The 21,684-nt window shown below is 62.1% G+C and carries 22 protein-coding genes; 20 read left to right on the top strand and 2 right to left on the bottom strand.

Annotated features, from left to right (window positions below; translation table 11 throughout):
- Window positions 1–3: 3 nt before the first annotated feature.
- Genes mdtD through baeR form a run of 3 tightly spaced genes read left to right on the top strand, consistent with a single transcriptional unit; the run spans window position 4 to window position 3,529 of the window.
- Complete coding sequence (gene mdtD, locus ACTJJ6_RS16420; protein ID WP_193843016.1) at window positions 4–1,434, top strand: multidrug transporter subunit MdtD; 1,431 nt, start codon at window positions 4–6, stop codon at window positions 1,432–1,434.
- On the top strand, window positions 1,431–2,813 hold the full coding sequence (gene baeS / locus ACTJJ6_RS16415) for a two-component system sensor histidine kinase BaeS (RefSeq protein WP_016926705.1): 1,383 nt from the start codon (window positions 1,431–1,433) through the stop codon (window positions 2,811–2,813). The genes mdtD and baeS overlap by 4 nt, the downstream gene beginning before the upstream one ends.
- The gene (gene baeR, locus ACTJJ6_RS16410) at window positions 2,813–3,529 is read left to right on the top strand and encodes a two-component system response regulator BaeR (RefSeq protein WP_004941568.1); all 717 of its coding nucleotides are present in this window, start codon (window positions 2,813–2,815) and stop codon (window positions 3,527–3,529) included. Before baeS ends, baeR begins: the two co-directional genes overlap by 1 nt.
- A 7-nt stretch (window positions 3,530–3,536) precedes the next feature.
- Here the strand turns inward: baeR and ACTJJ6_RS16405 are convergent, their stop codons facing one another.
- Both ACTJJ6_RS16405 and ACTJJ6_RS16400 read right to left on the bottom strand, forming a co-directional pair.
- Window positions 3,537–3,926, bottom strand: a complete 390-nt coding sequence (locus tag ACTJJ6_RS16405; RefSeq protein WP_016926704.1) for a type II toxin-antitoxin system VapC family toxin — start codon at window positions 3,924–3,926, stop codon at window positions 3,537–3,539.
- A 3-nt stretch (window positions 3,927–3,929) separates the two neighbouring features.
- Complete coding sequence (locus tag ACTJJ6_RS16400) at window positions 3,930–4,193, bottom strand: antitoxin (RefSeq protein WP_004941563.1); 264 nt, start codon at window positions 4,191–4,193, stop codon at window positions 3,930–3,932.
- A 337-nt stretch (window positions 4,194–4,530) separates the two neighbouring features.
- Here ACTJJ6_RS16400 and ACTJJ6_RS16395 point away from each other — a divergent pair, with 337 nt between their 5' ends.
- The 17 genes from ACTJJ6_RS16395 to gutQ all read left to right on the top strand — a co-directional run bounded on the left by ACTJJ6_RS16395 (window position 4,531) and on the right by gutQ (window position 21,650).
- The gene (locus ACTJJ6_RS16395) at window positions 4,531–4,869 is read left to right on the top strand and encodes a YegP family protein (RefSeq protein WP_004941561.1); all 339 of its coding nucleotides are present in this window, start codon (window positions 4,531–4,533) and stop codon (window positions 4,867–4,869) included.
- A gap of 178 nt (window positions 4,870–5,047) precedes the next feature.
- On the top strand, window positions 5,048–6,400 hold the full coding sequence (gene trhP, locus ACTJJ6_RS16390) for a prephenate-dependent tRNA uridine(34) hydroxylase TrhP (protein ID WP_049299962.1): 1,353 nt from the start codon (window positions 5,048–5,050) through the stop codon (window positions 6,398–6,400).
- Window positions 6,401–6,867: 467 nt separating this feature from the next.
- A complete protein-coding gene (gene yegS, locus ACTJJ6_RS16385; RefSeq protein WP_015378742.1) occupies window positions 6,868–7,773 on the top strand; it encodes a lipid kinase YegS in 906 nt (301 codons plus the stop codon).
- A 168-nt stretch (window positions 7,774–7,941) separates the two neighbouring features.
- Window positions 7,942–9,156 carry a D-mannonate dehydratase ManD gene (manD, locus tag ACTJJ6_RS16380; protein ID WP_016926700.1) on the top strand — a complete coding sequence of 405 codons (1,215 nt, stop codon included), beginning with the start codon at window positions 7,942–7,944 and terminating at the stop codon, window positions 9,154–9,156.
- 5 nt (window positions 9,157–9,161) lie between these two features.
- Window positions 9,162–10,178: a Zn-dependent oxidoreductase gene (locus ACTJJ6_RS16375; RefSeq protein WP_110147594.1), complete on the top strand. Its 1,017-nt coding sequence runs from the start codon at window positions 9,162–9,164 to the stop codon at window positions 10,176–10,178.
- Between the two features lie 91 nt (window positions 10,179–10,269).
- Window positions 10,270–11,559, top strand: a complete 1,290-nt coding sequence (locus ACTJJ6_RS16370; RefSeq protein ID WP_015378745.1) for an MFS transporter — start codon at window positions 10,270–10,272, stop codon at window positions 11,557–11,559.
- Window positions 11,560–11,611: 52 nt separating this feature from the next.
- Complete coding sequence (locus ACTJJ6_RS16365) at window positions 11,612–13,117, top strand: mannitol dehydrogenase family protein (RefSeq protein ID WP_440803493.1); 1,506 nt, start codon at window positions 11,612–11,614, stop codon at window positions 13,115–13,117.
- Entirely contained in the window at window positions 13,098–14,429 is a 1,332-nt protein-coding gene (locus ACTJJ6_RS16360; protein WP_048325252.1) for an MFS transporter, read from the top strand. Before ACTJJ6_RS16365 ends, ACTJJ6_RS16360 begins: the two co-directional genes overlap by 20 nt.
- A 98-nt stretch (window positions 14,430–14,527) precedes the next feature.
- Window positions 14,528–15,214, top strand: coding sequence for a GntR family transcriptional regulator (locus tag ACTJJ6_RS16355; protein ID WP_016926696.1), 687 nt, complete (start codon window positions 14,528–14,530; stop codon window positions 15,212–15,214).
- A 206-nt stretch (window positions 15,215–15,420) separates the two neighbouring features.
- Window positions 15,421–16,470: a class I fructose-bisphosphate aldolase gene (gene fbaB, locus ACTJJ6_RS16350; protein WP_015378749.1), complete on the top strand. Its 1,050-nt coding sequence runs from the start codon at window positions 15,421–15,423 to the stop codon at window positions 16,468–16,470.
- A 236-nt stretch (window positions 16,471–16,706) separates the two neighbouring features.
- Window positions 16,707–17,255, top strand: a complete 549-nt coding sequence (gene srlA / locus ACTJJ6_RS16345) for a PTS glucitol/sorbitol transporter subunit IIC (RefSeq protein ID WP_004941528.1) — start codon at window positions 16,707–16,709, stop codon at window positions 17,253–17,255.
- Window positions 17,256–17,270: 15 nt separating this feature from the next.
- The gene (gene srlE / locus ACTJJ6_RS16340) at window positions 17,271–18,251 is read left to right on the top strand and encodes a PTS glucitol/sorbitol transporter subunit IIB (RefSeq protein ID WP_016926695.1); all 981 of its coding nucleotides are present in this window, start codon (window positions 17,271–17,273) and stop codon (window positions 18,249–18,251) included.
- A 22-nt stretch (window positions 18,252–18,273) separates the two neighbouring features.
- The gene (gene srlB, locus ACTJJ6_RS16335) at window positions 18,274–18,636 is read left to right on the top strand and encodes a PTS glucitol/sorbitol transporter subunit IIA (RefSeq protein WP_033639642.1); all 363 of its coding nucleotides are present in this window, start codon (window positions 18,274–18,276) and stop codon (window positions 18,634–18,636) included.
- A gap of 10 nt (window positions 18,637–18,646) precedes the next feature.
- Window positions 18,647–19,426: a sorbitol-6-phosphate dehydrogenase gene (gene srlD / locus ACTJJ6_RS16330; RefSeq protein ID WP_028127783.1), complete on the top strand. Its 780-nt coding sequence runs from the start codon at window positions 18,647–18,649 to the stop codon at window positions 19,424–19,426.
- A 46-nt stretch (window positions 19,427–19,472) separates the two neighbouring features.
- Entirely contained in the window at window positions 19,473–19,829 is a 357-nt protein-coding gene (gutM, locus tag ACTJJ6_RS16325) for a transcriptional regulator GutM (protein ID WP_164053248.1), read from the top strand.
- A gap of 83 nt (window positions 19,830–19,912) precedes the next feature.
- Window positions 19,913–20,686, top strand: coding sequence for a glucitol operon DNA-binding transcriptional repressor SrlR (gene srlR / locus ACTJJ6_RS16320; RefSeq protein WP_016926692.1), 774 nt, complete (start codon window positions 19,913–19,915; stop codon window positions 20,684–20,686).
- Window positions 20,679–21,650 carry an arabinose-5-phosphate isomerase GutQ gene (gutQ, locus tag ACTJJ6_RS16315; protein WP_016926691.1) on the top strand — a complete coding sequence of 324 codons (972 nt, stop codon included), beginning with the start codon at window positions 20,679–20,681 and terminating at the stop codon, window positions 21,648–21,650. The genes srlR and gutQ overlap by 8 nt, the downstream gene beginning before the upstream one ends.
- Window positions 21,651–21,684 lie beyond the last annotated feature (34 nt).

Below are 21,684 nucleotides of genomic sequence, written 5' to 3'. Positions count from 1 at the left end.
CTGATGCTGATGAAACACGCCGCCACGGTACGCTGGCAACTCTGGATAGTGGCATTCGGCTTCTTTATGCAGACGCTGGATACCACTATCGTCAACACCGCCCTGCCCTCAATGGCCGCCAGCCTGGGGGAGAACCCGCTGCGCATGCAGTCGGTGATCGTCTCCTATGTGCTGACGGTGGCGGTGACGCTGCCGGCCAGCGGCTGGCTGGCGGACAAAGTCGGCGTACAGCGGGTGTTTTTCAGCGCCATCGTGCTGTTCACCCTCGGCTCCCTCCTCTGCGCCCGTTCGGAAACCCTGAACGAGCTGATCGCCTCGCGCGTGCTTCAGGGCGTCGGCGGCGCGATGATGGTGCCGGTCGGGCGCCTGACGGTGATGAAGATCGTGCCGCGCGAGCAGTACATGGCGGCGATGACCTTCGTGACGCTGCCGGGCCAGATCGGCCCGCTGATGGGGCCGGCGCTGGGCGGTTTCCTGGTGCAATACGCCAGCTGGCACTGGATTTTCCTGATCAATATTCCGGTGGGCATCGTGGGCGCCATCGCCACGCTGCTGCTGATGCCCAACTACCAAATGCAGACCCGCCGCTTCGATCTCAGCGGCTTTATCCTGCTGGCGATCGGCATGGCGTCGCTGACGCTGGCGCTCGACGGCCATAAAGGCATGGGGCTGTCCGGCAGCGCCATCGCCGGCCTGGTGGCGCTGGGCGCAGCGGCGCTGTTGGGGTATGTTTGGCATGCCTACGGCAATAGCCGCGCCCTGTTCTCGCTGCGGCTGCTTCGCACCCCGACCTACAAAATCGGGCTGCTGGCCAGCCTGCTGGGGCGCATCGGCAGCGGCATGCTGCCATTCATGACGCCGCTGTTCCTGCAGGTGGGCATGGGTTTCACGCCGTTCCACGCCGGGCTGATGATGATCCCGATGATCATCGGCAGCATGGGCATGAAGCGCATCGTGGTGCAGGTAGTCAACCGCTTTGGCTACCGCAACGTGCTGGTGGCCGCCACGCTGCTGCTGGCGCTGGTCAGCCTGAGCTTCCTGCTGGCGGCGATGCTCGGCTGGCTGTGGCTGCTGCCGGTGGTGCTGTTCTTCCAGGGGATGATCAACTCACTGCGCTTCTCGGCGATGAACACTCTGACGCTGAAAGATCTGCCGGACCGGCTGGCCAGCAGCGGCAACAGCCTGCTGTCGATGGTCATGCAGCTGTCGATGAGCCTCGGCGTCAGCGTCGCCGGCATCTTGATCGGCAGCTTCGCCCATCACCAGGTGGTGGCCGATAGCCCGGCCATCCACAGCGCATTCATTTACAGCTACTGCTGTATGGCGTTGATTATCGCTCTGCCCGCGCTCGCCTTCGCGCGCGTGCCGGCCGATAGCGCGCCCAACCGCACGCTGACCAAAGAGCCGGGTACCGGCTCAACGAGGTTGCAATGAGGATAGGCATTACCGGAAAACTGTTCCTGGCCATTTTCGCTACCTGCATGCTGGTGTTGATCACCATGCATTGGGGGGTCCGTGTCAGCTTTGAGCGCGGCTTTATCGATTACATCAAGAGCAGCAACGAGCAGCGCATCAACATGCTTAGCGAAGCGCTGGAGGAACAGTACAGCCATCATGGCAACTGGATATTCCTGCGCAACAACGATCAGGTGGTCTACCAGATCATGCGTTCGTTCGAGCAGAATAGCGACAGCAGCCACAATCTGCCGCCCAAGGGGTGGCGCACCCAGTTTTGGGTGGTGGACAGCCAGTTCAACCGCTTGGTCGGGCATTCGGGCCCCTTGCCGAAGGAGGGGCCGCGCCACCCGATCCGCTACAACAACGAGATCGTCGGCTGGGTGCTCACCACCCCGGTCGAGCGCCTGACGCGCAATACCGACATCAACTTCGATCGCCAGCAGCGGCGCACCAGCTGGATTATCGTCGCGCTCTCCACCCTGTTGGCGGCGGCGGTGACCTGGCTGCTGTCGCGCGGCATGCTGGCCCCGGTCAAGCGCCTGGTGGCGGGCACCCACCGCCTGGCGGCGGGCGATTTCACCACCCGCGTGGCGGTCAGCAGCCAGGATGAACTGGGCAGGCTGGCGCACGACTTCAACCAGTTGGCCACCTCGCTGGAAAAAAACGAGCAGATGCGCCGCGCCTTTATGGCCGATGTATCACATGAGCTGCGCACGCCACTGGCAGTGCTGCGCGGCGAGCTGGAGGCGCTGCAGGACGGCGTGCGCCAGCCAACGCCGGCGTCGCTCAGTTCGCTGCAGGCCGAGGTATCCACCCTGACCAAACTGGTCGACGACCTGCACCAGCTGTCGCTCTCCGATCTCGGCGCGCTGGCCTATCGCAAGGCGTCGGTGGACTGCGTGCACCTGGTGCAGATCGCCGTCGCCGCCTTCCGCGAACGCTTCCGCGCCAAAGGGCTGGAGATCGTCACCCATCTGCCGGCGCAAGCGCCGCTGTTCGGCGATCCCGATCGCCTGAACCAACTGTTCAATAACCTGCTGGAAAACAGCCTGCGTTACACCGACGCCGGCGGCCGGTTGGAGATCGGCGTCGAGCAGCAGCCGGGGCGGCTGCTCCTTTACTGGCAGGACAGCGCGCCGGGCATCAGCGATCAGCAACTGACGCGCATTTTCGAACGTTTCTACCGGGCGGAAGGTTCACGCAACCGCGCCAGCGGCGGTTCCGGGCTGGGGTTGGCGATCTGCCACAACATCGTGGAAGCGCACGACGGGAAAATCCGCGCCGAGCATTCGCCTTTAGGCGGCGTGCGCATTACAGTAGAATTTGCTACCCCGATAAAAAATAAGGCGCCCTGATGGACATTCAGAATCAACCCGTGCAGATCATGATTGTTGAAGATGAGCCCAAGCTGGGCCAGCTGCTGGTGGATTATCTCCAGGCGGCGGGCTACGCCACCCGCTGGCTGACCAACGGCAATGAGGTGGTGCCGACCGTGCACCAGCATCCGCCGGCGCTGATCTTGCTCGACCTGATGTTGCCGGGGGCCGACGGCCTGACGGTGTGCCGCGAGCTGCGCCGCTTCAGCGACGTGCCCATCGTGATGGTGACGGCGAAAATTGAAGAGATTGACCGCCTGTTGGGGCTGGAGATCGGCGCCGACGATTACATCTGCAAACCCTACAGCCCGCGCGAAGTGGTGGCGCGGGTGAAAACCATCCTGCGCCGCAGCTATCGGCCGCAGGAGAACGCGCGGGAAGATGACCTGCTGCACATCGATGAACCGCGCTTCCAGGCCAGCTATCAGGGGCAGTTATTGGATCTGACGCCGGCGGAGTTCCGCCTGCTGAAAACGCTGGCCAGCCAGCCGGGCAACGTGTTTTCACGCGAGCAGCTGCTGAACAACCTGTACGACGACTACCGGGTGGTCACCGACCGCACCATCGACAGCCACATCAAAAACCTGCGCCGCAAGCTGGAACTGATCGATGGGGAAAAATCCTTTATCCGCTCGGTATACGGCGTGGGCTACCGCTGGGAAGCCGAGCCCTGCCGGCTGATGAATGGGGTTTAGGGGGAAATCAGCGCGTCCAGTCTTCAACCGCTAACCCGGGCACCATGGCGAATGCGCGATCGTTGGTCACCAGCGTCGCGCCACGGCTCTGCGCGTGAGCGGCGATCAGTTGATCCATCGCGCCCATGATTTTGCCCTTTCTCTCCATGGTTGCCCGCATTTCACCGTAGCAGCGGGCGGCCTCGCTATCCCATGCATAGACCGTCACTGCAGCAAGAAAGGCCTCGACCATGCTTTGCAACGCCTTGTTCCGCCGTTTAGCCACACCGTAAAGCAGTTCCGCCTCCGTGACGCTGGAAATACATACGGCAGAAGGCGGGAGCTTTTCCATGACGTTAAGCACCTGCGGATGCTGCCGAAACAAGTGGCTGACGGTGTTGGTATCAAACATGTACATCGCCTACTCTTCCTCTGAGAACGGATCGCGGTCGGCAACCCCTTGCTGACGATCTTCCGCGCCAAGAAACTCTTGCGGCACCGGCGTTTGGGCGATAATGCTCAGCAGCGGTGCCCAGCTGTCCGGCTTTGCCGGATATTTGGATAAAATCACGTTGCCCTCCCGATCGCGACGGATATAGACACGATCCGTATCAAATTCAAATTCCACCGGTAACCTCACCGCCTGATTTCTGCCGTTTTTAAACAGCTTTGCGATCCTTTCCATCTCGACACCTCCACAGCAGGCATAGGCCAAAGCATATGCCTGTAGCGTGTCGATGCCAAGATGTATCGCTCATTTTTCATCCACATTGACGAAACGGCCAAACAGTAACGCACAATCTCACGGGGTGACACCCTGTTCCCCTCGTTATGCGGCGCACTGCGCAATCACGCCTTCTCCCTTAGCTTCCCGTGCGGCGCTGTGCCTCTCGGGCGAAAACTCCGCGCCGGCGCAAAAAAACTGCGCATTTTTTCAACTAAGCTGCTGTGAGGTTTAGCCGCCGATTTTCAAGCGATTGGCTACACTTACATCACGAATCGGAACCTACAGGAGAAGAACCATGGCAATCGGTCATTACGAGCTGAAAAAAGCAAAGAACGGACAGTACCACTTCAACCTGAAAGCCAGTAACGGCGAGATCATTCTGGCCAGCGAGATGTATGCCAGCAAAGCCTCGGCGGAGAACGGCATCGCCTCGGTGCAGACCAATTCACCGCACGAAGCGCAGTACGAACTGAAGCACAGCGCCAGCAATCAGCCCTACTTTGTGCTGAAGGCCAAGAACCATCAGGTGATCGGCGTCAGCGAAATGTACAGCTCCGAAAGCGCGGCCAAAAACGGTATCCAGTCGGTGATAAAAAACGGCCCGACCACCGATATCCGCGATTTGAGCGCCTGATCCCCCGTTTCACCCGCGCGGTGGCGGCCACCGCGCGTTTTCCGTTTGACCGGGATCAATCTCCCTTGAATAAATCCGGTTAACTGCTGATTTCTTGCCGCGCTGCGGCTACAATCCCCCGCTTTTACTGCGCCATCAGGTGGCGTGGTGCTGACCTGAAATCAGACCGAGACACACTATGTTTACACCAGAACTTCTCTCCCCGGCCGGCACGCTGAAAAATATGCGTTACGCCTTCGCCTACGGCGCCGATGCGGTTTACGCCGGCCAGCCGCGCTACAGCCTGCGGGTGCGCAACAACGAGTTCAACCACGAGAATCTGGCGCAGGGCATCAACGAAGCACATGCGCTGGGCAAAAAGTTCTACGTGGTGGTGAACATCGCCCCGCACAACGCCAAGTTGAAAACCTTCCTGCGCGATCTGAAGCCGGTTATCGATATGGGCCCGGATGCGCTGATCATGTCCGATCCCGGCCTTATCATGATGGTGCGCGAAGCCTTCCCGCAGATGGACATCCACCTGTCGGTGCAGGCCAACGCCGTTAACTGGGCGACGGTGAAGTTCTGGAAGCAAATGGGCCTGACCCGCGTGATCCTGTCGCGCGAACTGTCGCTGGAAGAGATCGCCGAGATCCGCGCCGAAGTGCCGGACATGGAGCTGGAGATCTTCGTCCACGGCGCGCTGTGCATGGCCTACTCCGGCCGCTGCCTGCTGTCCGGCTACATCAACAAGCGCGATCCCAATCAGGGCACCTGCACCAATGCCTGCCGCTGGCAGTACAAAGCGGAAGAAGGCAAAGAGGACGACACCGGCAATATCGTGCACCTGCACGAACCGATCCCGGTGCAAACCGTCGAGCCGACGCTGGGCATCGGCGCGCCCACCGACAAGGTGTTCATGCTGTCTGAAGCGCAAAAGCCAGGCGAATATATGAGCGCCTTCGAGGACGAACACGGCACCTATATCATGAACTCCAAGGATCTGCGCGCCATCCAGCACGTGGAGCGTCTGACGCAGCTCGGCGTGCATTCGCTGAAGATCGAAGGGCGCACCAAGTCCTTCTACTACTGCGCCCGCACCGCTCAGGTCTATCGCCGCGCCATCGACGACGCGGCCGCCGGCAAACCGTTCGATCCGACCCTGCTCACCACGCTGGAAGGCTTGGCGCACCGCGGCTATACCGAAGGCTTCCTGCGCCGCCACGTGCACGAAGCGCAGCAGAATTACGACTACGGCTCCTCGCTCTCCGAGCGCCAGCAGTTCGTCGGCGAATTCACCGGCGTGCGCCGTGATGGCTGGGCGGAAGTCGACGTGAAGAATAAGTTCGCGCTCGGCGACAGCGTCGAAATGATGACACCGGGCGGCAACGTGGTGTTCACCCTCGAGAGCATGAAAAATAAGAAAGGCGAATCGATTGAGGTGGCGCCGGGCAACGGCCATATCGTTTATTTGCCGATCCCGCAGGATATCGATCTCAATTATGCGTTGCTGATCCGCAATTTGGCGGAAGAAAATAGCGCCGGGGTATAAAAATGAATCGCCGTCATTCGGCGGCGATTTTTAGCAAATATTAGAATTGGATCACATCAATGTGCGCGCAGCTTGGTTACTATCACGCTGCTTAAAACGAACAACGAAAATATTTGCATAGCAATACTAGGAACCACCTCCTTAGCCGGCCCAATCTCCCTTGGGCTGGCTTTTTCTTTATGGGTGCGCCTATTTTTTTCCACCACGCCTATTTCCATAACTTATTCCCATTATCCGTTTTAATAATAATAATCACGCCGCTTCGATATATAAATAACGCTACAGCGATTAATCCTCGCTTCTTTAACACTTTGCTTATTTCCGCGTAAAATTCAGATAAAGTCGCATTGCTTCATATTCACTGAGCGCCGGGAAATAACCGGAATTAGCTGAATATTCTGATGGCCTGGTGGCGGCAGCTGGTTTATCTTGAGGCATTCTTGGTTTTCCGCCGGAGGATATCGGCAATGCCTCAACACTCACATGCGTCCGCCCTGCTTATCATCAACGGCAAAGGTGCCGGTAACGAAGAGCTGCGTCAGGCGGTCAACCGGCTGCGCAAAGAACAGATAACGTTGCACGTGCGCGTCACCTGGGAGCACGGCGATGCCGCGCGCTATGTCGCGGAAGCCGCGCAGCTCGGCGTCGGCACCGTCGTCGCCGGCGGCGGTGACGGCACCATCAACGAAGTGGCCGCCGCGCTGGTGCAGCTGCCGGCGCACAACCGGCCGGCGCTGGGCATCCTGCCGCTCGGCACCGCCAACGACTTCGCCATGGCGTGCAATATCCCTCCGTCCCCCGAACTGGCGCTGCAGCTGGCGATCAAGGGCCGCTCGGTGCCTATCGATCTGGCGAAGGTCAACGGCGAGCGCTATTTCATCAACATGGCCACCGGCGGCTTCGGCACCCGCATCACCACCGAAACGCCGGAGAAGCTGAAGGCGGCGCTGGGCGGCGTGTCCTACTTTGTGCACGGCCTGCTGCGCATGGATACGCTGCAGGCCGACCGCTGTGAAATCCGCGGGCCGGACTTCCGCTGGGCCGGCGAGGCGCTGGTGATCGGCATCGGCAACGGCAAACAGGCCGGCGGCGGCCAGGAACTGTGCCCCAGCGCGCTGATCAACGACGGCCTGCTGCAGCTGCGCCTGCTGATCGCCGATGAACTGCTGCCGGCGCTGGTCGCCGCCCTGTTCAACGACGAAGAGAGCAACAGCATCCTCAGCGCGGCGCTGCCGTGGCTCGAGATCGACGCGCCGCATGAGATGACTTTCAACCTCGACGGCGAACCGCTCAAAGGCCGCCATTTTCGCATCGAAGTGTTGCCACAGGCCATCGAATGCCGCCTGCCGCCTAACTGCGCCCTGCTGGGCTGACCTTGTCGGGCGCAGCCGCTGCGCCCCGCTTCTTCCCCTCCGCTCATCCGCTTCCACTCGCGATCAAATGTGATCCTCTCCGGCAAATTCATTAATTCATACTTGTATGGTAGTTAGTTCATGGCGTATTTTCGCGCTATCTCTCCGCAGCTACAGGATGTGAAGGTTATGAAAATCGTCAACGCCGAGGTGTTCGTCACCTGCCCGGGGCGCAACTTTGTCACGCTGAAAATCACCACCGATGACGGCATCATCGGCCTCGGTGACGCCACGCTGAACGGGCGCGAATTGCCGGTGGCCTCTTACCTGAAAGATCACCTCTGCCCGCAGTTGATCGGCCGCGACGCGCAGCGGATCGAAGACCTCTGGCAATTCTTCTACAAAGGCGCTTACTGGCGGCGCGGCCCGGTGACCATGTCAGCCATTTCCGCCGTCGACATGGCGCTATGGGACATCAAGGCCAAGGCCGCCAATATGCCGCTGTATCAGCTGTTGGGCGGCGCCTCGCGCTCGGGAGTGATGGTGTATTGCCACACCACCGGCCACTCGATCGACGAGGTGCTCGACGACTACGCCAAACATAAAGAGCAAGGCTTCAAGGCGATCCGCGTTCAATGCGGCGTGCCGGGCATGAAAACCACTTACGGCATGGCCAAGGGCAAAGGCCAGGCTTATGAGCCGGCCACCAAGGGCGACTGGCCGGAAGAGCAGCTGTGGTCGACGGAAAAATACCTCGATTTCACCCCCAAACTGTTCGACGCGGTGCGCACCAAGTTCGGTTTCAACGAGCACCTGCTGCACGACATGCACCACCGCCTGACGCCGATCGAAGCGGCGCGCTTCGGTAAAAGCGCCGAGCCGTATCGCCTGTTCTGGATGGAAGATCCGACGCCGGCGGAAAATCAGGCCTGCTTCCGCCTCATCCGCCAGCATACCGTCACGCCGATCGCCGTCGGCGAGGTGTTCAACAGCATCTGGGACTGCAAACAGCTGATCGAAGAACAGCTGATCGACTACATCCGCACCACCCTGACGCACGCGGGCGGCATTACCGGCATGCGGCGCATCGCCGACTTCGCCTCACTGTATCAGGTGCGTACCGGTTCACATGGCCCTTCCGATCTGTCGCCGATCTGCATGGCGGCGGCGCTGCACTTCGATCTGTGGGTGCCAAACTTCGGCGTGCAGGAATACATGGGCTATTCCGAGCAAATGCTCGAAGTGTTCCCGCACAGCTGGACGTTCGACGACGGCTATATGCATCCGGGCGACAAGCCGGGCATCGGCATCGAGTTCGATGAGAAGCTGGCGGCCCGTTACCCGTATGAACCGGCCTACCTGCCGGTCGCGCGTCTGGAGGATGGCACCTTATGGAACTGGTAAACACCATGCGCAGCGTCGTGATCGAACAGCCCGGGCGCCTGGCGATCCAGACGCGCGCGCTGCCGCTACCGGCGGCCGGCGAAGTGCGGGTCAAGGTGAAATTCGCCGGCATCTGCGGCTCCGACGTCCATATCTATCACGGCCATAACCCGTTCGCCCGCTACCCGCGGGTGATCGGCCACGAGTTCTTCGGCCTGATCGATGCGCTGGGCGAAGGCGTCGATCCGGCGCGCCTAGGCGAACGCGTCTCGGTAGACCCGGTGGTGAGCTGCGGCCACTGCTATCCCTGTTCGGTCGGCCGCCCCAACGTCTGCACCTCGCTGCAGGTGATCGGCGTGCACTGCGACGGCGGCTTCAGCGACTACGCCTGCGTACCGGCGCGCAATGCCTACCCGGTTCCGTCGGCCATCAGCGATCGCCACGCCGCGATGATCGAACCCTTCAGCATCGCCGCCAACATTACCGCCCATCTGCAACCGCGCCCCGACGACATCGCGCTGATCTACGGCGCCGGGCCGATGGGGCTCACGGTGATCCAGACGCTGAAAGGGGTGTATGGCGTCAAGCAGGTATGGGTCGTCGATCGCATCGCCGAGCGGCTGGACATGGCGCGCGCCAACGGCGCCGACGAAACATTCAACAACGCCGAGGCCGCATTGCCGCAGGCGCTGCAGCAGCGCGGCGTTCAGCCGACGCTGATCGTCGATGCCGCTTGCCACCCCGCCATTTTACCGGAGGCGATCGCGCTGGCTTCGCCGGCGGCGCGCATCGGCATCATGGGCTTTTCCGGCGACGCCTGCACCCTGACCCAGCAGAGCATCACCAGCAAGGAGCTGTCGATCTTCTCTTCGCGCCTGAACAGCGCACGCTTCCCGCAGGTGATCGCCTGGATGGCGGACGGCAAGCTGGACCCGCAGCGGCTGCTCACCCACTGCGTGCCCGCCGACGACGTCGAACGGGCGATGCAGATGTTCGAGCGGGATCAGCGCACCTGCTGCAAGGTGCTGCTGCAGTTCGAGTAACGCCAAGGCGGCATCGGGGCATGGGGCGGCGCCCGCCGCCCGTGCAAACAACGAAGCATCACGATTAAAACGACACCCAGTGGAGTGCTTTATGTTTAAAAACCTGCGTTGGACCATCGTGTTCCTGCTGTTCATGGTCTACATGATCAACTACCTCGATCGCGTGGCGCTGTCGATCACCGTGCCGATGATCGAACAGGATCTGATGCTGAACGCCGAACAGTTCGGTCTGATCTTCGGCAGCTTCTTCTTCGGCTACGCCATTTTCAACTTCGTCGGCGGGCTGGCGGTCGACCGCTTCGGCCCGACGCTGGTGCTGGGCGTGGCGGTCGGCCTGTGGTCCATCTTCTGCGGCATGACGGCGATCGCCACCGGTTTTTACTCAATGCTGATCCTGCGCGTCCTGTTCGGCATGGCCGAAGGGCCGATCTGCGCCTCGGCCAACAAGATGATTAACGGCTGGTTCCCGAAGAAACAGGCGGCGACCGCCGTGGGCCTGCTCAGCGCCGGTTCGCCCTTGGGCGGCGCGGTGGCCGGGCCGATCGTCGGCTATCTGGCGCTGGCGTTCGGCTGGCGGCCGGCGTTTATGATCATCTGCGCCATCGGCATCGTCTGGATGCTGGTGTGGTTCTTCGTGGTGGCGGATAACCCGGCGAAAAGCCAACGCGTCAGCAACGAAGAACGGGCGCTGATCGCACGGTTGAAACAGGAAAATCTCGGCGAGGAAAGCGCCTTGAGCGACGCTCCGCACGGGCTGGGTTACTACCTGAAGCAGCCGATCATTCTGGTCACCGCCTTCGCCTTCTTCTGCTACAACTACATCCTGTTCTTCTTCCTGAGCTGGTTCCCCTCGTATCTGGTGCAGGCGCACAACCTGAACATCAAAGAGATGAGCCTGACCACGATGATCCCGTGGATCGTCGGCTTCGTCGGGCTGGCGCTCGGCGGCTATATTTCCGACAAGATCTTCAACATCACCGGCAAATTGCTGCTGTCACGCAAGATCGTGCTGGTCACCAGCCTGCTGGCGGCGGCGGTGTGCGTGGCGTTGGCGGGCACCGTCAGCAGCGTGGTGCCGGCGGTGATGCTGATGTCGGTGTCGATCTTCTTCCTCTACATTACCGGCGCTCTCTACTGGGCGATCATCCAGGACGTGGTGCATAAATCCCGGGTCGGCGGCGCCAGCGGGTTCATTCATTTGATCGGCAGCGTCTCCGGCATCATCGGGCCGATCGCCACCGGCTACATCGTGCAGAACACCGGCAAATTCGACAGCGCCTTTATGCTGGCGGGCGGCGTCGCCGCGCTGGGTGCGCTGCTGGTGCTGCTGGTGATCAAGGCGCCGCGCGCAACGGCGGGCGTGCAAATCTTAAAACCCTAACGCCAGACGGGGCGGCTTCGCCCCTTTGCTTACCTCTCCAGGGACATTGAACATGAGACTTTCCGACCACAGCGCGCTGCCGGCCGCCGTTATCCGGCCCGGCTACGCACGTGAGCGCGTGAAACCGCGCATGGCGCATATCGGCTTCGGCGCGTTTCACCGCGCGCACCAGGCGATGTACGCCGACAGGCTGGCCAGCGAGCACGGCAGTGACTGGGGCTACTGCGAAATCAGCATGCAGCACGGCCGGCAAAAGATCGCCGATCTACGGCAACAGGACCTGCTGTTCTCGGTGGCGGAGATGGACGACGACGGCTGGCGGGGCCGGGTCATCGGCGTGGTGCGCCAGGCGCTGCACCTGCAAACCGACGGGCTGGCGGCGGTGCTGGCGGCCCTGACGCAGCCCGAGATCGCCATCGTCTCGCTGACCATCAGCGAAAAGGGCTATTGCCACCACCCCGCCAGCGGCCGGCTGATGGCGGAACACCCGGCGATCGCGCATGATATCGCCCACCCGGCACAGCCGCAGTCGGCGCCGGGGCTGCTGCTGGCGGCGCTGCGCCTGCGCCGTGAACGCGGGCTGCCGCCGTTCGCCGTGATGTCCTGCGATAACATGCCGGCCAACGGCCAGGTCACGCGCCAGGTGCTGGTCGAACTGGCGCAGCGGCAGGATCCGGCGTTGGCCGACTGGGTGCGTCAAGAGGTCGCCTTCCCTTCCACCATGGTGGATCGCATTGTGCCGGCGGTAACACCGGAGGCCCGCGAACAACTGTTTGTCTGGCTGGGCGGCGTCGAGGATGAGGTCGGCGTGGCCTGCGAGCCGTTCAGCCAGTGGGTCATTGAGGACCGATTTCCCCAGGGGCGCCCGGCCTGGGAAAAGGTCGGCGCCGAACTGGTGAGCGACGTGCTGCCGTACGAGGAGATGAAGCTGCGCATGCTGAACGGCAGCCATTCGTTCCTCGCCTATCTCGGCTATCTGGCCGGTTATCAGCACGTCGGCGATTGCATGCAGGATGCGGATTTTGTCCGCGCCGCCCGTCACCTGATGCTGTCGGAACAGGCGCCGACCCTGCAGGTGCCGAACGTCGATTTGGCGCAGTATGCCGACTCGCTGCTGCAGCGTTACCGCAACCGCGCGTTGAAGCACCGCACCGCGCAGATCGCCATGGACGGCACGCAGAAGTTGCCGCAACGGCTGCTGGACGCGATCCGCTGGCATCTGGCGCGCGGCAGCCGCTTCGACTGCCTGGCGCTGGGCGTCGCCGGCTGGATGCGCTACGTCGGCGGCCGCGATGAACAAGGCGAGCCGATCGCCATCAGCGATCCGCTGCGCGAACGCCTCGCCGCGTTGGTCGCCGGCAGCGAGGAAGGGCGGCCCCGCGTCCTGGCGCTGCTGCAACTCGACAGCGTCTTCGGCCGCGATCTGCCCGATTCGCCTGACTTCGTCCACGCCGTCAGCCACGCTTATCACCAACTGCTGAGCCTGGGGGCCAAAGCCGCCGTCGCCGCTCTGCCGCTTACCGACCGGGAGGTTTCCGATGACCGTCACCACGCATAATGCCGTCAATACCGGCAATCAACCGCTGCTGCGGCGCGTCGCCAGCGCTTCGGCCATCGGCACCGCCGCCGAATACTATGATTTCTTCGCCTACGGCACCGCCGCGGTGCTGTTCTTCGGCCAGCTGTTTTTCCCCAGCGCCGATCCGCTGATCAGCACGCTGGCGGCCTTCGCCACCTACGCGGTCGGTTTCCTGGCGCGCCCGCTGGGCGGCATCGTGTTCGGCCATATCGGCGACAAAGTCGGCCGCAAGAAGGCGCTGGTGATCACCATCCTGATCGTCGGCCTCGGCACCTTTTGCATCGGCCTGCTGCCCACCTATGAGCAGATCGGCATCTGGGCGCCGATCGCGTTGATCTTTATCCGCGTGCTGCAGGGCTTCGGCGTCGGCGGCGAACAGGCCGGCGCGGTGCTGATGACCGCCGAATATGCGCCGCCGCCGCGGCGCGGCTTCTACGCCAGCTGGGTGCAGATCGGCGCGCCGGCCGGCTTCCTGCTGCCGTCCGGGCTGTTCGCGCTGCTGACCGCCGTGCTGTCACCGGCGCAAATGCTGGACTGGGGCTGGCGCATTCCGTTCCTGCTCAGCCTGCTGCTGGTGCTGGTCGGGCTGTTTATTCGCCTGAAGATCGACGAATCGCCGGTGTTTACCCAGATCCGCGCCACCAAAGCGGTGGAGAGCCGGCCGGTGGTGGAAGTGGCCCGCCGCTATCCCGGCCTTATCGCCAAAGGGGTGTGCGCCAAGCTGATCGAAGCCTGCGCCTTCGCCATGTTCACGGTGATCGTGCTGGCCTACGGTAAGGCCAACCACCTCAACGAAAGCATTCTGCTGGAGGCGATGATCGTGGCGGTGCTGCTGGAGATTTTCGCCATTCCGCTGATGGGCCGCCTCTCCGATCGGCTGGGGCGCAAACCGGTTTACATCGCCGGCGCGCTGCTGCAGGTGGTGTGCATCGTGCCGTTCTTTATGGCGATCAACCTCGATAATTTCTGGGTGACGCAGATCGCCATGATTGTAGTGCTGACCTTCGGCCACAGCATGTGCTACGCGCCGCAGGCTTCCTACTTCCCGGAACTGTTCCCCACCCGCGTGCGCTGCAGCGGCATCGCGCTGATCTGGCAGATCGGCTCGCTGATCGGCAGCGGCATTCTCGGGCTGCTGGCGGTGAAGATCCTGCAGGTGACCGGCGGCCATTACTACGGGCTGGCCGGCTACATGATGGTGCTGGGCGTGGTGTCGGCCCTCGGCCTGAGCCTGATGCCGGAAACCGCGCCAGAGCGGCGCAAGCAGGAGTATCAGGATTGGCATCACTGAGTTACCCTGCCCGGCGGGTGGATTTATCCCCCCGCCCTCAACCAATAATCTGCTAGTATGGTGGCATTCGAATTCCAGCCAGATGCCTGATTGTCGCCATGTCTGAAACGTACAGTCTCACCAACAACGTCCCGGTCAACCAGCAGATCTATCGCTTCCTGCGCAAAGATATCGTCGACTGCACCATCCCCCCCGGCACCCTGCTGTCCGAGAAAGAGATCTCCACCCGCTTTTGCGTTTCGCGCCAGCCGGTGCGCGAAGCCTTCATCAAGCTGGCGGAGGCCGGTCTGGTGCAGATCCTGCCGCAGCGCGGCACCTTCGTGATGAAGATTTCCGCCAAGCGCGTGGCCGACGGGCGCTTTATCCGTCAAGCGGTGGAATGCGCCATCGTGCGCCGCGCGGCTGAGCGCGCCACTCCGGCGCAGCTGATGACGCTGGAGCATAACCTGCACCGTCAAGAGCTGGCGGCGCAGAACGGGCAAACGCGCGAATTTTTGGCGCTGGACGACGAGTTCCACCAGCTGCTGACCCAGTTTGCCGACTGCCCGCTGGCGTGGGAGACCATCGAAACCATCAAGGCCACCATGGATCGGGTGCGTTTCCTCAGCCTGAGCGAAGTCTCGCCGCCGGAGAGCCTGATCAAGCAGCACTACCGCATCTACGAAGCGCTGAAAGCGCGCGATGCCGAGGCGGCGGAGCGCGCCATCCACGATCATCTGCAGGAGATGATCTACTCCATCACCCCGATCGCCCTGCAGAACACCGAGTGGTTCGAGATCGAATAATCAACCGCTTAGCAAGCCGGGGGCGATCGCCCCCGCGTATTTGGCCACACCAATGGCATTTCCTCTCAATCGCATCTATTGTTTGTCCTTGCCGGATCAAGTTCGGTAGCATCGCTTTACAGCTTCAATCACCGCTTTTTTACTACGCCGGTGGTCAAAAACCCTTGCATTGCCGGTGTATGAAGAAGCTTAATCGGGAGTGAATCATGACTGATATTGTGCAGTTGCTAGGAAAGGAAGCGGAAGATCTGCTGCAACACCGCTGTACCACTATCCCCGCCGAGAATCTCTACCTGCCGGGCGCCGACTTCGTCGACCGCGTAATGATCGATAACAACCGCCCCAACAGCGTGCTGCGTTCGATGCAAACCCTGTTCAACCACGGCCGCCTGGGCGGCACCGGTTATCTGTCTATCCTGCCGGTCGATCAGGGCATCGAGCACTCCGCCGCCGCCTCGTTCGCCGCCAACCCGCTGTATTTCGATCCGAAGAACATCGTCGAGCTGGCGATTGAAGCCGGCTGTAACTGCGTCGCCTCCACCTACGGCGTGCTGGCGTCGGTATCGCGCCGCTACGCGCATAAAATTCCGTTCCTGGTCAAACTCAACCACAACGAAACGCTGAGCTACCCGACCCAGTACGACCAGACCCTGTACGCCAGCGTCGAGCAGGCGTTCAACATGGGCGCAGTGGCGGTTGGCGCCACCATTTACTTCGGCTCCGAACAGTCGCGCCGCCAGATCGAAGAGATCTCGATCGCCTTCGAGCGCGCGCATGAGCTGGGCATGGTCACGGTGCTGTGGGCCTATCTGCGTAACCCGGCGTTCAACAAGGACGGCGTGGACTACCACTCCAGCGCCGATCTGACCGGCCAGGCCAACCACATCGCCGCCACCATCGGCGCCGACATCGTCAAACAGAAAATGGCGGAAAACAACGGCGGCTACCGCGCGGTGAAATTCGGCTACACCGACGACCGCGTCTACACCAAGCTGACCACCGATCACCCGATCGATCTGGTGCGTTACCAGTTAGCCAACTGCTACATGGGCCGCGCCGGGCTGATCAACTCCGGCGGTGCCGCCGGTGAGAACGATCTGCAGGAATCGGTGCGCACCGCGGTGATCAACAAACGCGCCGGCGGCATGGGCCTGATCCTGGGGCGTAAAGCCTTCAAGAAATCGATGAAAGACGGCGTGGCGCTGATCAACGCCGTGCAAGACGCCTATCTGGACAAGAAGGTCACCATCGCCTGATGTGACGGACCGCCTGTCCCAAAGCCCGGTTCGCCGGGCTTTTTTGTGCCCGTTATCCCGCCTCACGCACCGTTAACCTTCTCTTTCTTTCACTTTAAACTTTCAAAATAAAATATTTATCTTTCAAATTGTGATCTATTTAAAACAAATAGCCCAACAAAGTGACTACTGTAAGGCCCATGGCGACAGAGCCGCCGTTCGCTCCAGGCCATATCAGTCCATTACAGGAGAACATAATGATTGAGCTAATCACCCACGGCGCCGAGTGGTTTATCGGCCTGTTTCAGAAAGGCGGTGAAGTGTTTGTCGGCATGGTGACCGGCATTTTGCCCTTGTTGATCAGCCTGTTGGTTATCATGAACGCGCTGATCAAATTTGTTGGCCAGGAACGTATCGAACGATTGGCGCAGCGCTGCGCGGGCAACCCCGTCTCGCGTTATCTGCTGCTGCCGCTGATCGGCACCTTTGTCTTCTGCAACCCGATGACCCTCAGCCTGGGGCGCTTCATGCCGGAGAAATACAAGCCGAGTTACTACGCGGCGGCCTCCTACAGCTGCCACTCGATGAACGGCCTGTTTCCGCACATCAACCCCGGCGAACTGTTCGTTTACCTCGGCATCGCCAGCGGCCTGACCACCCTCGGCCTGCCGCTCGGCCCGCTGGCGGTGAGCTATTTCCTGGTGGGGCTGTTCACCAACTTCTTCCGCGGCTGGGTCACCGATCTCACCACCAGTCTGTTTGAACGCAAGATGGGCATCCGTCTGGATCGCCAGGTGCAACTTTAATTCGTGGAGTGCAGCATGAGTGCTTATATCCGTATTGAAAAAGGCGCCAGCGGCTGGGGCGGCCCCCTGGAGCTGCCGATAGAGCCCGGCAAAAAAGTGGTGTACATCACCGCCGGCACCCGGCCTTCCATCGTCGATCGCCTCAGCGAATTGACCGGCTGGCCCGCCGTCGACGGTTTCAAAGAGGGCGAACCGCCGGCGGAAGAGATCGGCGTGGCGGTGATCGACTGCGGCGGCACCCTGCGCTGCGGCCTGTACCCGAAACGCCGCATTCCGACGGTCAACATCCATGCCACCGGCCAGTCCGGCCCGCTGGCGCAGTTTATCCTCGAAGACATCTATGTCTCCGGCGTGCGTGACCACAACATCAGCCGAATCGACGCGACGGAGAACCCACCCGCCGCCGCGGTTGCAGCGCCGCCCAAGGCGCGCGACTACGACACCAGCAAGAAGATCACCGAACAAAGCGACGGGCTGCTGGCGAAGGTCGGCATGGGCATGGGATCGGTGGTGGCGGTGTTCTTCCAGGCCGGACGCGACACCATCGACACCGTGCTGAAGACCATTCTGCCGTTTATGGCGTTCGTCTCGGCCTTGATCGGCATCATCATGGCCTCCGGCCTCGGAGACTTTATCGCTCACGGCCTGACGCCGCTCGCCAACAGCCCGATCGGCCTGGTGACGCTGGCGCTGATCTGCTCATTCCCGCTGCTGTCGCCGTTCCTCGGCCCCGGCGCGGTCATCGCCCAAGTGATCGGCGTGCTGGTCGGGGTACAGATCGGCCTCGGCCATATTCCGCCGCAGCTGGCGCTGCCCGCGCTGTTCGCCATCAACGCGCAGGCCGCCTGCGACTTCATTCCGGTCGGCCTGTCGCTGGCGGAAGCCAAACAGGACACCGTGCGGGTCGGCGTGCCTTCAGTGCTGGTCGGCCGCTTCCTGACCGGCGCGCCGACGGTGTTAATCGCCTGGGCCGCCTCGGCCTTCATTTATCAATAATGTGATCCCCAGGGAGACGTTTATGCACACCATTTTTCACACCACCATCACGCAGATCGGCGGCTGCGCCCGCGACGCGTTGCTGGACAACATGCTGATCACCTTCCGTGAAGGCGCCCCGGCGGATATCGAAGAGTTCTGCTTCATCCACCGCCACGGCGCAACCGCCGGCGAGCTGCAGGTCGGCGGCGTGATGGAACTGGCGCAGCAGCGCTACGCAATCACCGCCGTCGGCAGCGTCGCCACGCAGAATCTGCGCGAGCTGGGCCACGTCACCGTGCGCTTCGACGGCGAAGCCGAAGCCGAATTCCCCGGCTCGATCCACGTATCCGGCCCGACGCCGACTGATATCCCGTTGGGCAGCACGCTGTCATTTATCGCATAAGGAGTAGACCATGTCTGAAGTAGCTGTAGTGATTGGCGGCGGCCAAACGTTAGGCGCCTTTTTGTCCCACGGGCTGGCGCAGGCCGGTTATCGGGTGGCGGTGGCCGATCTGAACGCCGACAACGCCAATCGGGTGGCACAGCAGATCAACGAAGAGTACGGCACAGGCAGCGCCTGCGGTTTTCAAGCCGACGCCACCGACGAGCAGAGCGTGATCGCGCTGGCGACGGCGGTTGACCGGGCGTTCGGCCAGGCCAACCTGCTGGTGTACAGCGCCGGCATCGCCAAGGCGGCGCCAATCACCGATTTCCCGCTGGGCGACTTCGACCGCTCGCTGCAGGTGAACCTGGTGGGCTATTTCCTCTGCGCCCGCGAGTTCTCGCGCCTGATGATCCGCGACGGCATCGCCGGGCGCATCATCCAGATCAACTCCAAGTCCGGCAAGGTCGGCAGCAAGCACAACTCCGGCTACAGCGCCGCCAAGTTCGGCGGCGTGGGGCTGACGCAGTCGCTGGCGCTCGATCTGGCGGAATACGGCATTACCGTGCATTCGCTGATGCTCGGCAACCTGCTGAAATCGCCGATGTTCCAGTCGCTGCTGCCGCAGTACGCGCAAAAACTGGGCATCGCACCGGACCAGGTGGAGCAGTACTACATCGACAAGGTGCCGCTGAAGCGCGGTTGCGACTATCAGGACGTACTGAACACCCTGCTGTTCTACGCCAGCGATAAGGCCTCTTACTGCACCGGCCAATCGATCAACATCACCGGCGGCCAGGTGATGTTCTGACGCCACCGACGCCCCCTTCCGCGGAAGGGGGCCTAAGGAGAACCCCATGACACAAGCTTTGATCGCCTTCGCGCTGCTGGCCTGGCTGCTGCAAATCGCCTTCGGCTGGTGGCAACTGCAACGTTTCAACCGCGCCTTCGACGGTTTATGCCGGCTGGGCGCCGTGGGCGTCGGCCGTTCCGGCGGCCGTTTTCGCCCACGGGTGGTGCTGGCGCTGGCCTTCGACGACGATCGGCGGGTATGCGGCAGCCTGTTGCTGCGCGGCCTGACCGTCTTCGCCCGGCCCCGCCCGCTGCCTCATTTACACGGATTGCATCAGCAGGATTTGCGCCCGGATGTGATCTTCCCCGAGGATCGCGCATGCCAGTCTGCACTATCGTTAGCGATTGACCCCAAATCGTGATATTTTCACATTAAAAGACATTACCTTTCATAGTGAATTATTCAGCGAGGGGAAATGCCCAACTCTTGTGAACGGGAATCGCGATGAAACCAAAGCAGCGGCAGGCCGCTATCCTTGAATATCTGCAGCGGCATGGCAAAACGGCGGTGGACGCCCTGGCCGAGCATTTCTCCACCACCGGCACCACCATCCGCAAGGATCTCACCCTGCTGGAAGAAGAAGGCGAGGTGATCCGCACCTACGGCGGCGTGGTGCTCAGCCGCGACGACGGCGATCAGCCAATCGACCGTAAAACCCATATCAACACCGAGAAAAAGCGCCGCATCGCCAGCGCCGCCGTGGCGCTGATCGCCGACGGCGACTCGCTGATCTTCGACGCCGGCAGCACGGTGCTGCAGATGGTGCCGCACCTGGCGCAGTTCAATAACATCACGGTGATGACCAACAGCCTGACCATCGTCAACGCGCTGGTGGAACTGGACAACGATCAGACCATCCTGATGCCCGGCGGCACCTACCGCAAAAAATCGGCCTCGTTCCACGGCAGCCTGGCGGAATCGGCGTTCCAGCAATTCAGCTTCGACAAGCTGTTTATCGGCGCGGACGGCGTCGATCTCAACGCCGGCGTCACCACCTTCAACGAAGTGCACAACGTCAGCAAAGCGATGTGCGAAGCCGCCGGCCGCATTATTCTGTTGGTGGACTCCTCGAAATTCGGCCGCAAGAGCCCGAACGTGGTGTGCGAACTCAGCGCCGTCGACACGCTGATCACCGACCGAGACATCAACCCTGATTACCTCGCCGCCCTGCAGGCGAAAGGCATCAATATCATTCTGGTAGGAGACCCCGATGAGTAACGCCAACGCCCTGCTCGCCTTCGCCCGCGAAACGCTGGAGATCGAGTTGACCGAAGCGCAGCGCCTGCTGGCGCGCCTGGATGACAACTTCGTCTGCGCCTGCGAGCTGCTGCTGAACTGCCGCGGCAAAGCGGTGATTTCCGGCATCGGCAAGTCCGGCCATATCGGCAAAAAAATCGCCGCGTCGCTGGCCAGCACCGGCACGCCGTCATTCTTCGTGCATCCGGCGGAGGCGCTGCACGGCGATCTCGGCATGATCGGCGCCGACGACGTGGTGGTGTTCATCTCCTACTCCGGCCGCGCCAAAGAGCTGGATCTGATCCTGCCGCTGCTGGCGGAGAACGGCATTCCGGTGATCGCCGTTACCGGCGGCAAAGAGTCGCCGCTGGCGCAGGCCGCGGCCTGCGTGCTGGATATCGGCGTCGAGCGCGAAGCCTGCCCGATGGGGCTGGCGCCCACCTCCAGCGCGGTCAACACCCTGATGATGGGCGACGCCCTGGCGATGGCGCTGATGCGCCAGCGCGGCTTCAACGCGGAAGACTTCGCCCGATCGCACCCGGGCGGCAGCCTGGGCGCGCGTCTGCTGAACCGCGTGCATCACCTGATGCGCACCGGCGATCGCCTGCCGCGCGTGAGCGAAAGCGCCAACGTGATGGAGGCGATGCTGGAACTGAGCCGCACCGGGCTGGGGTTGGTGGCGGTCTGCGACGCGCAGCAGCGGGTGGTGGGCGTATTTACCGACGGCGACCTGCGCCGCTGGCTGGTGAAGGGCAACAGCCTGCAGGATCCGCTCAGCCCGGCGATCACCCGCCCCGGCTATCGGCTGCCAGAGCAGTGGCGCGCCGGGGAGGCGCTGGAAGCGCTGCACGAACAACACATCAGCGCGGCTCCGGTGGTCGATATGGACGGCGTGCTGGTGGGGGCGCTCAACCTGCACGATCTGCATCAGGCCGGCATCGGCTGATCAACGCCGGGGGCGCCGGCACCGGCGCCCCCGG

Source organism: Serratia sp. 22278 (assembly GCF_052045405.1).
GTDB lineage: Bacteria > Pseudomonadota > Gammaproteobacteria > Enterobacterales > Enterobacteriaceae > Serratia > Serratia marcescens.
Note: the sequence above shows the minus strand (reverse complement) of the source record. Positions and strands in the feature narration are given on the sequence as shown.

Bases quoted from the DNA above. Each gene is read 5' to 3' on its own strand.
- ACTJJ6_RS16370 (WP_015378745.1), top strand. From the start codon at position 10,270: ATGTTTAAAAACCTGCGTTGGACCATCGTGTTCCTGCTGTTCATGGTC.
- ACTJJ6_RS16355 (WP_016926696.1), top strand. From the start codon at position 14,528: ATGTCTGAAACGTACAGTCTCACCAACAACGTCCCGGTCAACCAGCAG.
- yegS (WP_015378742.1), top strand. From the start codon at position 6,868: ATGCCTCAACACTCACATGCGTCCGCCCTGCTTATCATCAACGGCAAA.
- ACTJJ6_RS16405 (WP_016926704.1), bottom strand. From the start codon at position 3,926: ATGTACATGTTTGATACCAACACCGTCAGCCACTTGTTTCGGCAGCAT.
- srlB (WP_033639642.1), top strand. From the start codon at position 18,274: ATGCACACCATTTTTCACACCACCATCACGCAGATCGGCGGCTGCGCC.
- srlD (WP_028127783.1), top strand. From the start codon at position 18,647: ATGTCTGAAGTAGCTGTAGTGATTGGCGGCGGCCAAACGTTAGGCGCC.
- srlA (WP_004941528.1), top strand. From the start codon at position 16,707: ATGATTGAGCTAATCACCCACGGCGCCGAGTGGTTTATCGGCCTGTTT.
- baeR (WP_004941568.1), top strand. From the start codon at position 2,813: ATGGACATTCAGAATCAACCCGTGCAGATCATGATTGTTGAAGATGAG.
- ACTJJ6_RS16360 (WP_048325252.1), top strand. From the start codon at position 13,098: ATGACCGTCACCACGCATAATGCCGTCAATACCGGCAATCAACCGCTG.
- srlE (WP_016926695.1), top strand. From the start codon at position 17,271: ATGAGTGCTTATATCCGTATTGAAAAAGGCGCCAGCGGCTGGGGCGGC.
- baeS (WP_016926705.1), top strand. From the start codon at position 1,431: ATGAGGATAGGCATTACCGGAAAACTGTTCCTGGCCATTTTCGCTACC.
- ACTJJ6_RS16395 (WP_004941561.1), top strand. From the start codon at position 4,531: ATGGCAATCGGTCATTACGAGCTGAAAAAAGCAAAGAACGGACAGTAC.
- ACTJJ6_RS16365 (WP_440803493.1), top strand. From the start codon at position 11,612: ATGAGACTTTCCGACCACAGCGCGCTGCCGGCCGCCGTTATCCGGCCC.
- trhP (WP_049299962.1), top strand. From the start codon at position 5,048: ATGTTTACACCAGAACTTCTCTCCCCGGCCGGCACGCTGAAAAATATG.
- fbaB (WP_015378749.1), top strand. From the start codon at position 15,421: ATGACTGATATTGTGCAGTTGCTAGGAAAGGAAGCGGAAGATCTGCTG.
- gutM (WP_164053248.1), top strand. From the start codon at position 19,473: ATGACACAAGCTTTGATCGCCTTCGCGCTGCTGGCCTGGCTGCTGCAA.
- ACTJJ6_RS16400 (WP_004941563.1), bottom strand. From the start codon at position 4,193: ATGGAAAGGATCGCAAAGCTGTTTAAAAACGGCAGAAATCAGGCGGTG.
- manD (WP_016926700.1), top strand. From the start codon at position 7,942: ATGAAAATCGTCAACGCCGAGGTGTTCGTCACCTGCCCGGGGCGCAAC.
- mdtD (WP_193843016.1), top strand. From the start codon at position 4: ATGCTGATGAAACACGCCGCCACGGTACGCTGGCAACTCTGGATAGTG.
- gutQ (WP_016926691.1), top strand. From the start codon at position 20,679: ATGAGTAACGCCAACGCCCTGCTCGCCTTCGCCCGCGAAACGCTGGAG.
- srlR (WP_016926692.1), top strand. From the start codon at position 19,913: ATGAAACCAAAGCAGCGGCAGGCCGCTATCCTTGAATATCTGCAGCGG.
- ACTJJ6_RS16375 (WP_110147594.1), top strand. From the start codon at position 9,162: ATGCGCAGCGTCGTGATCGAACAGCCCGGGCGCCTGGCGATCCAGACG.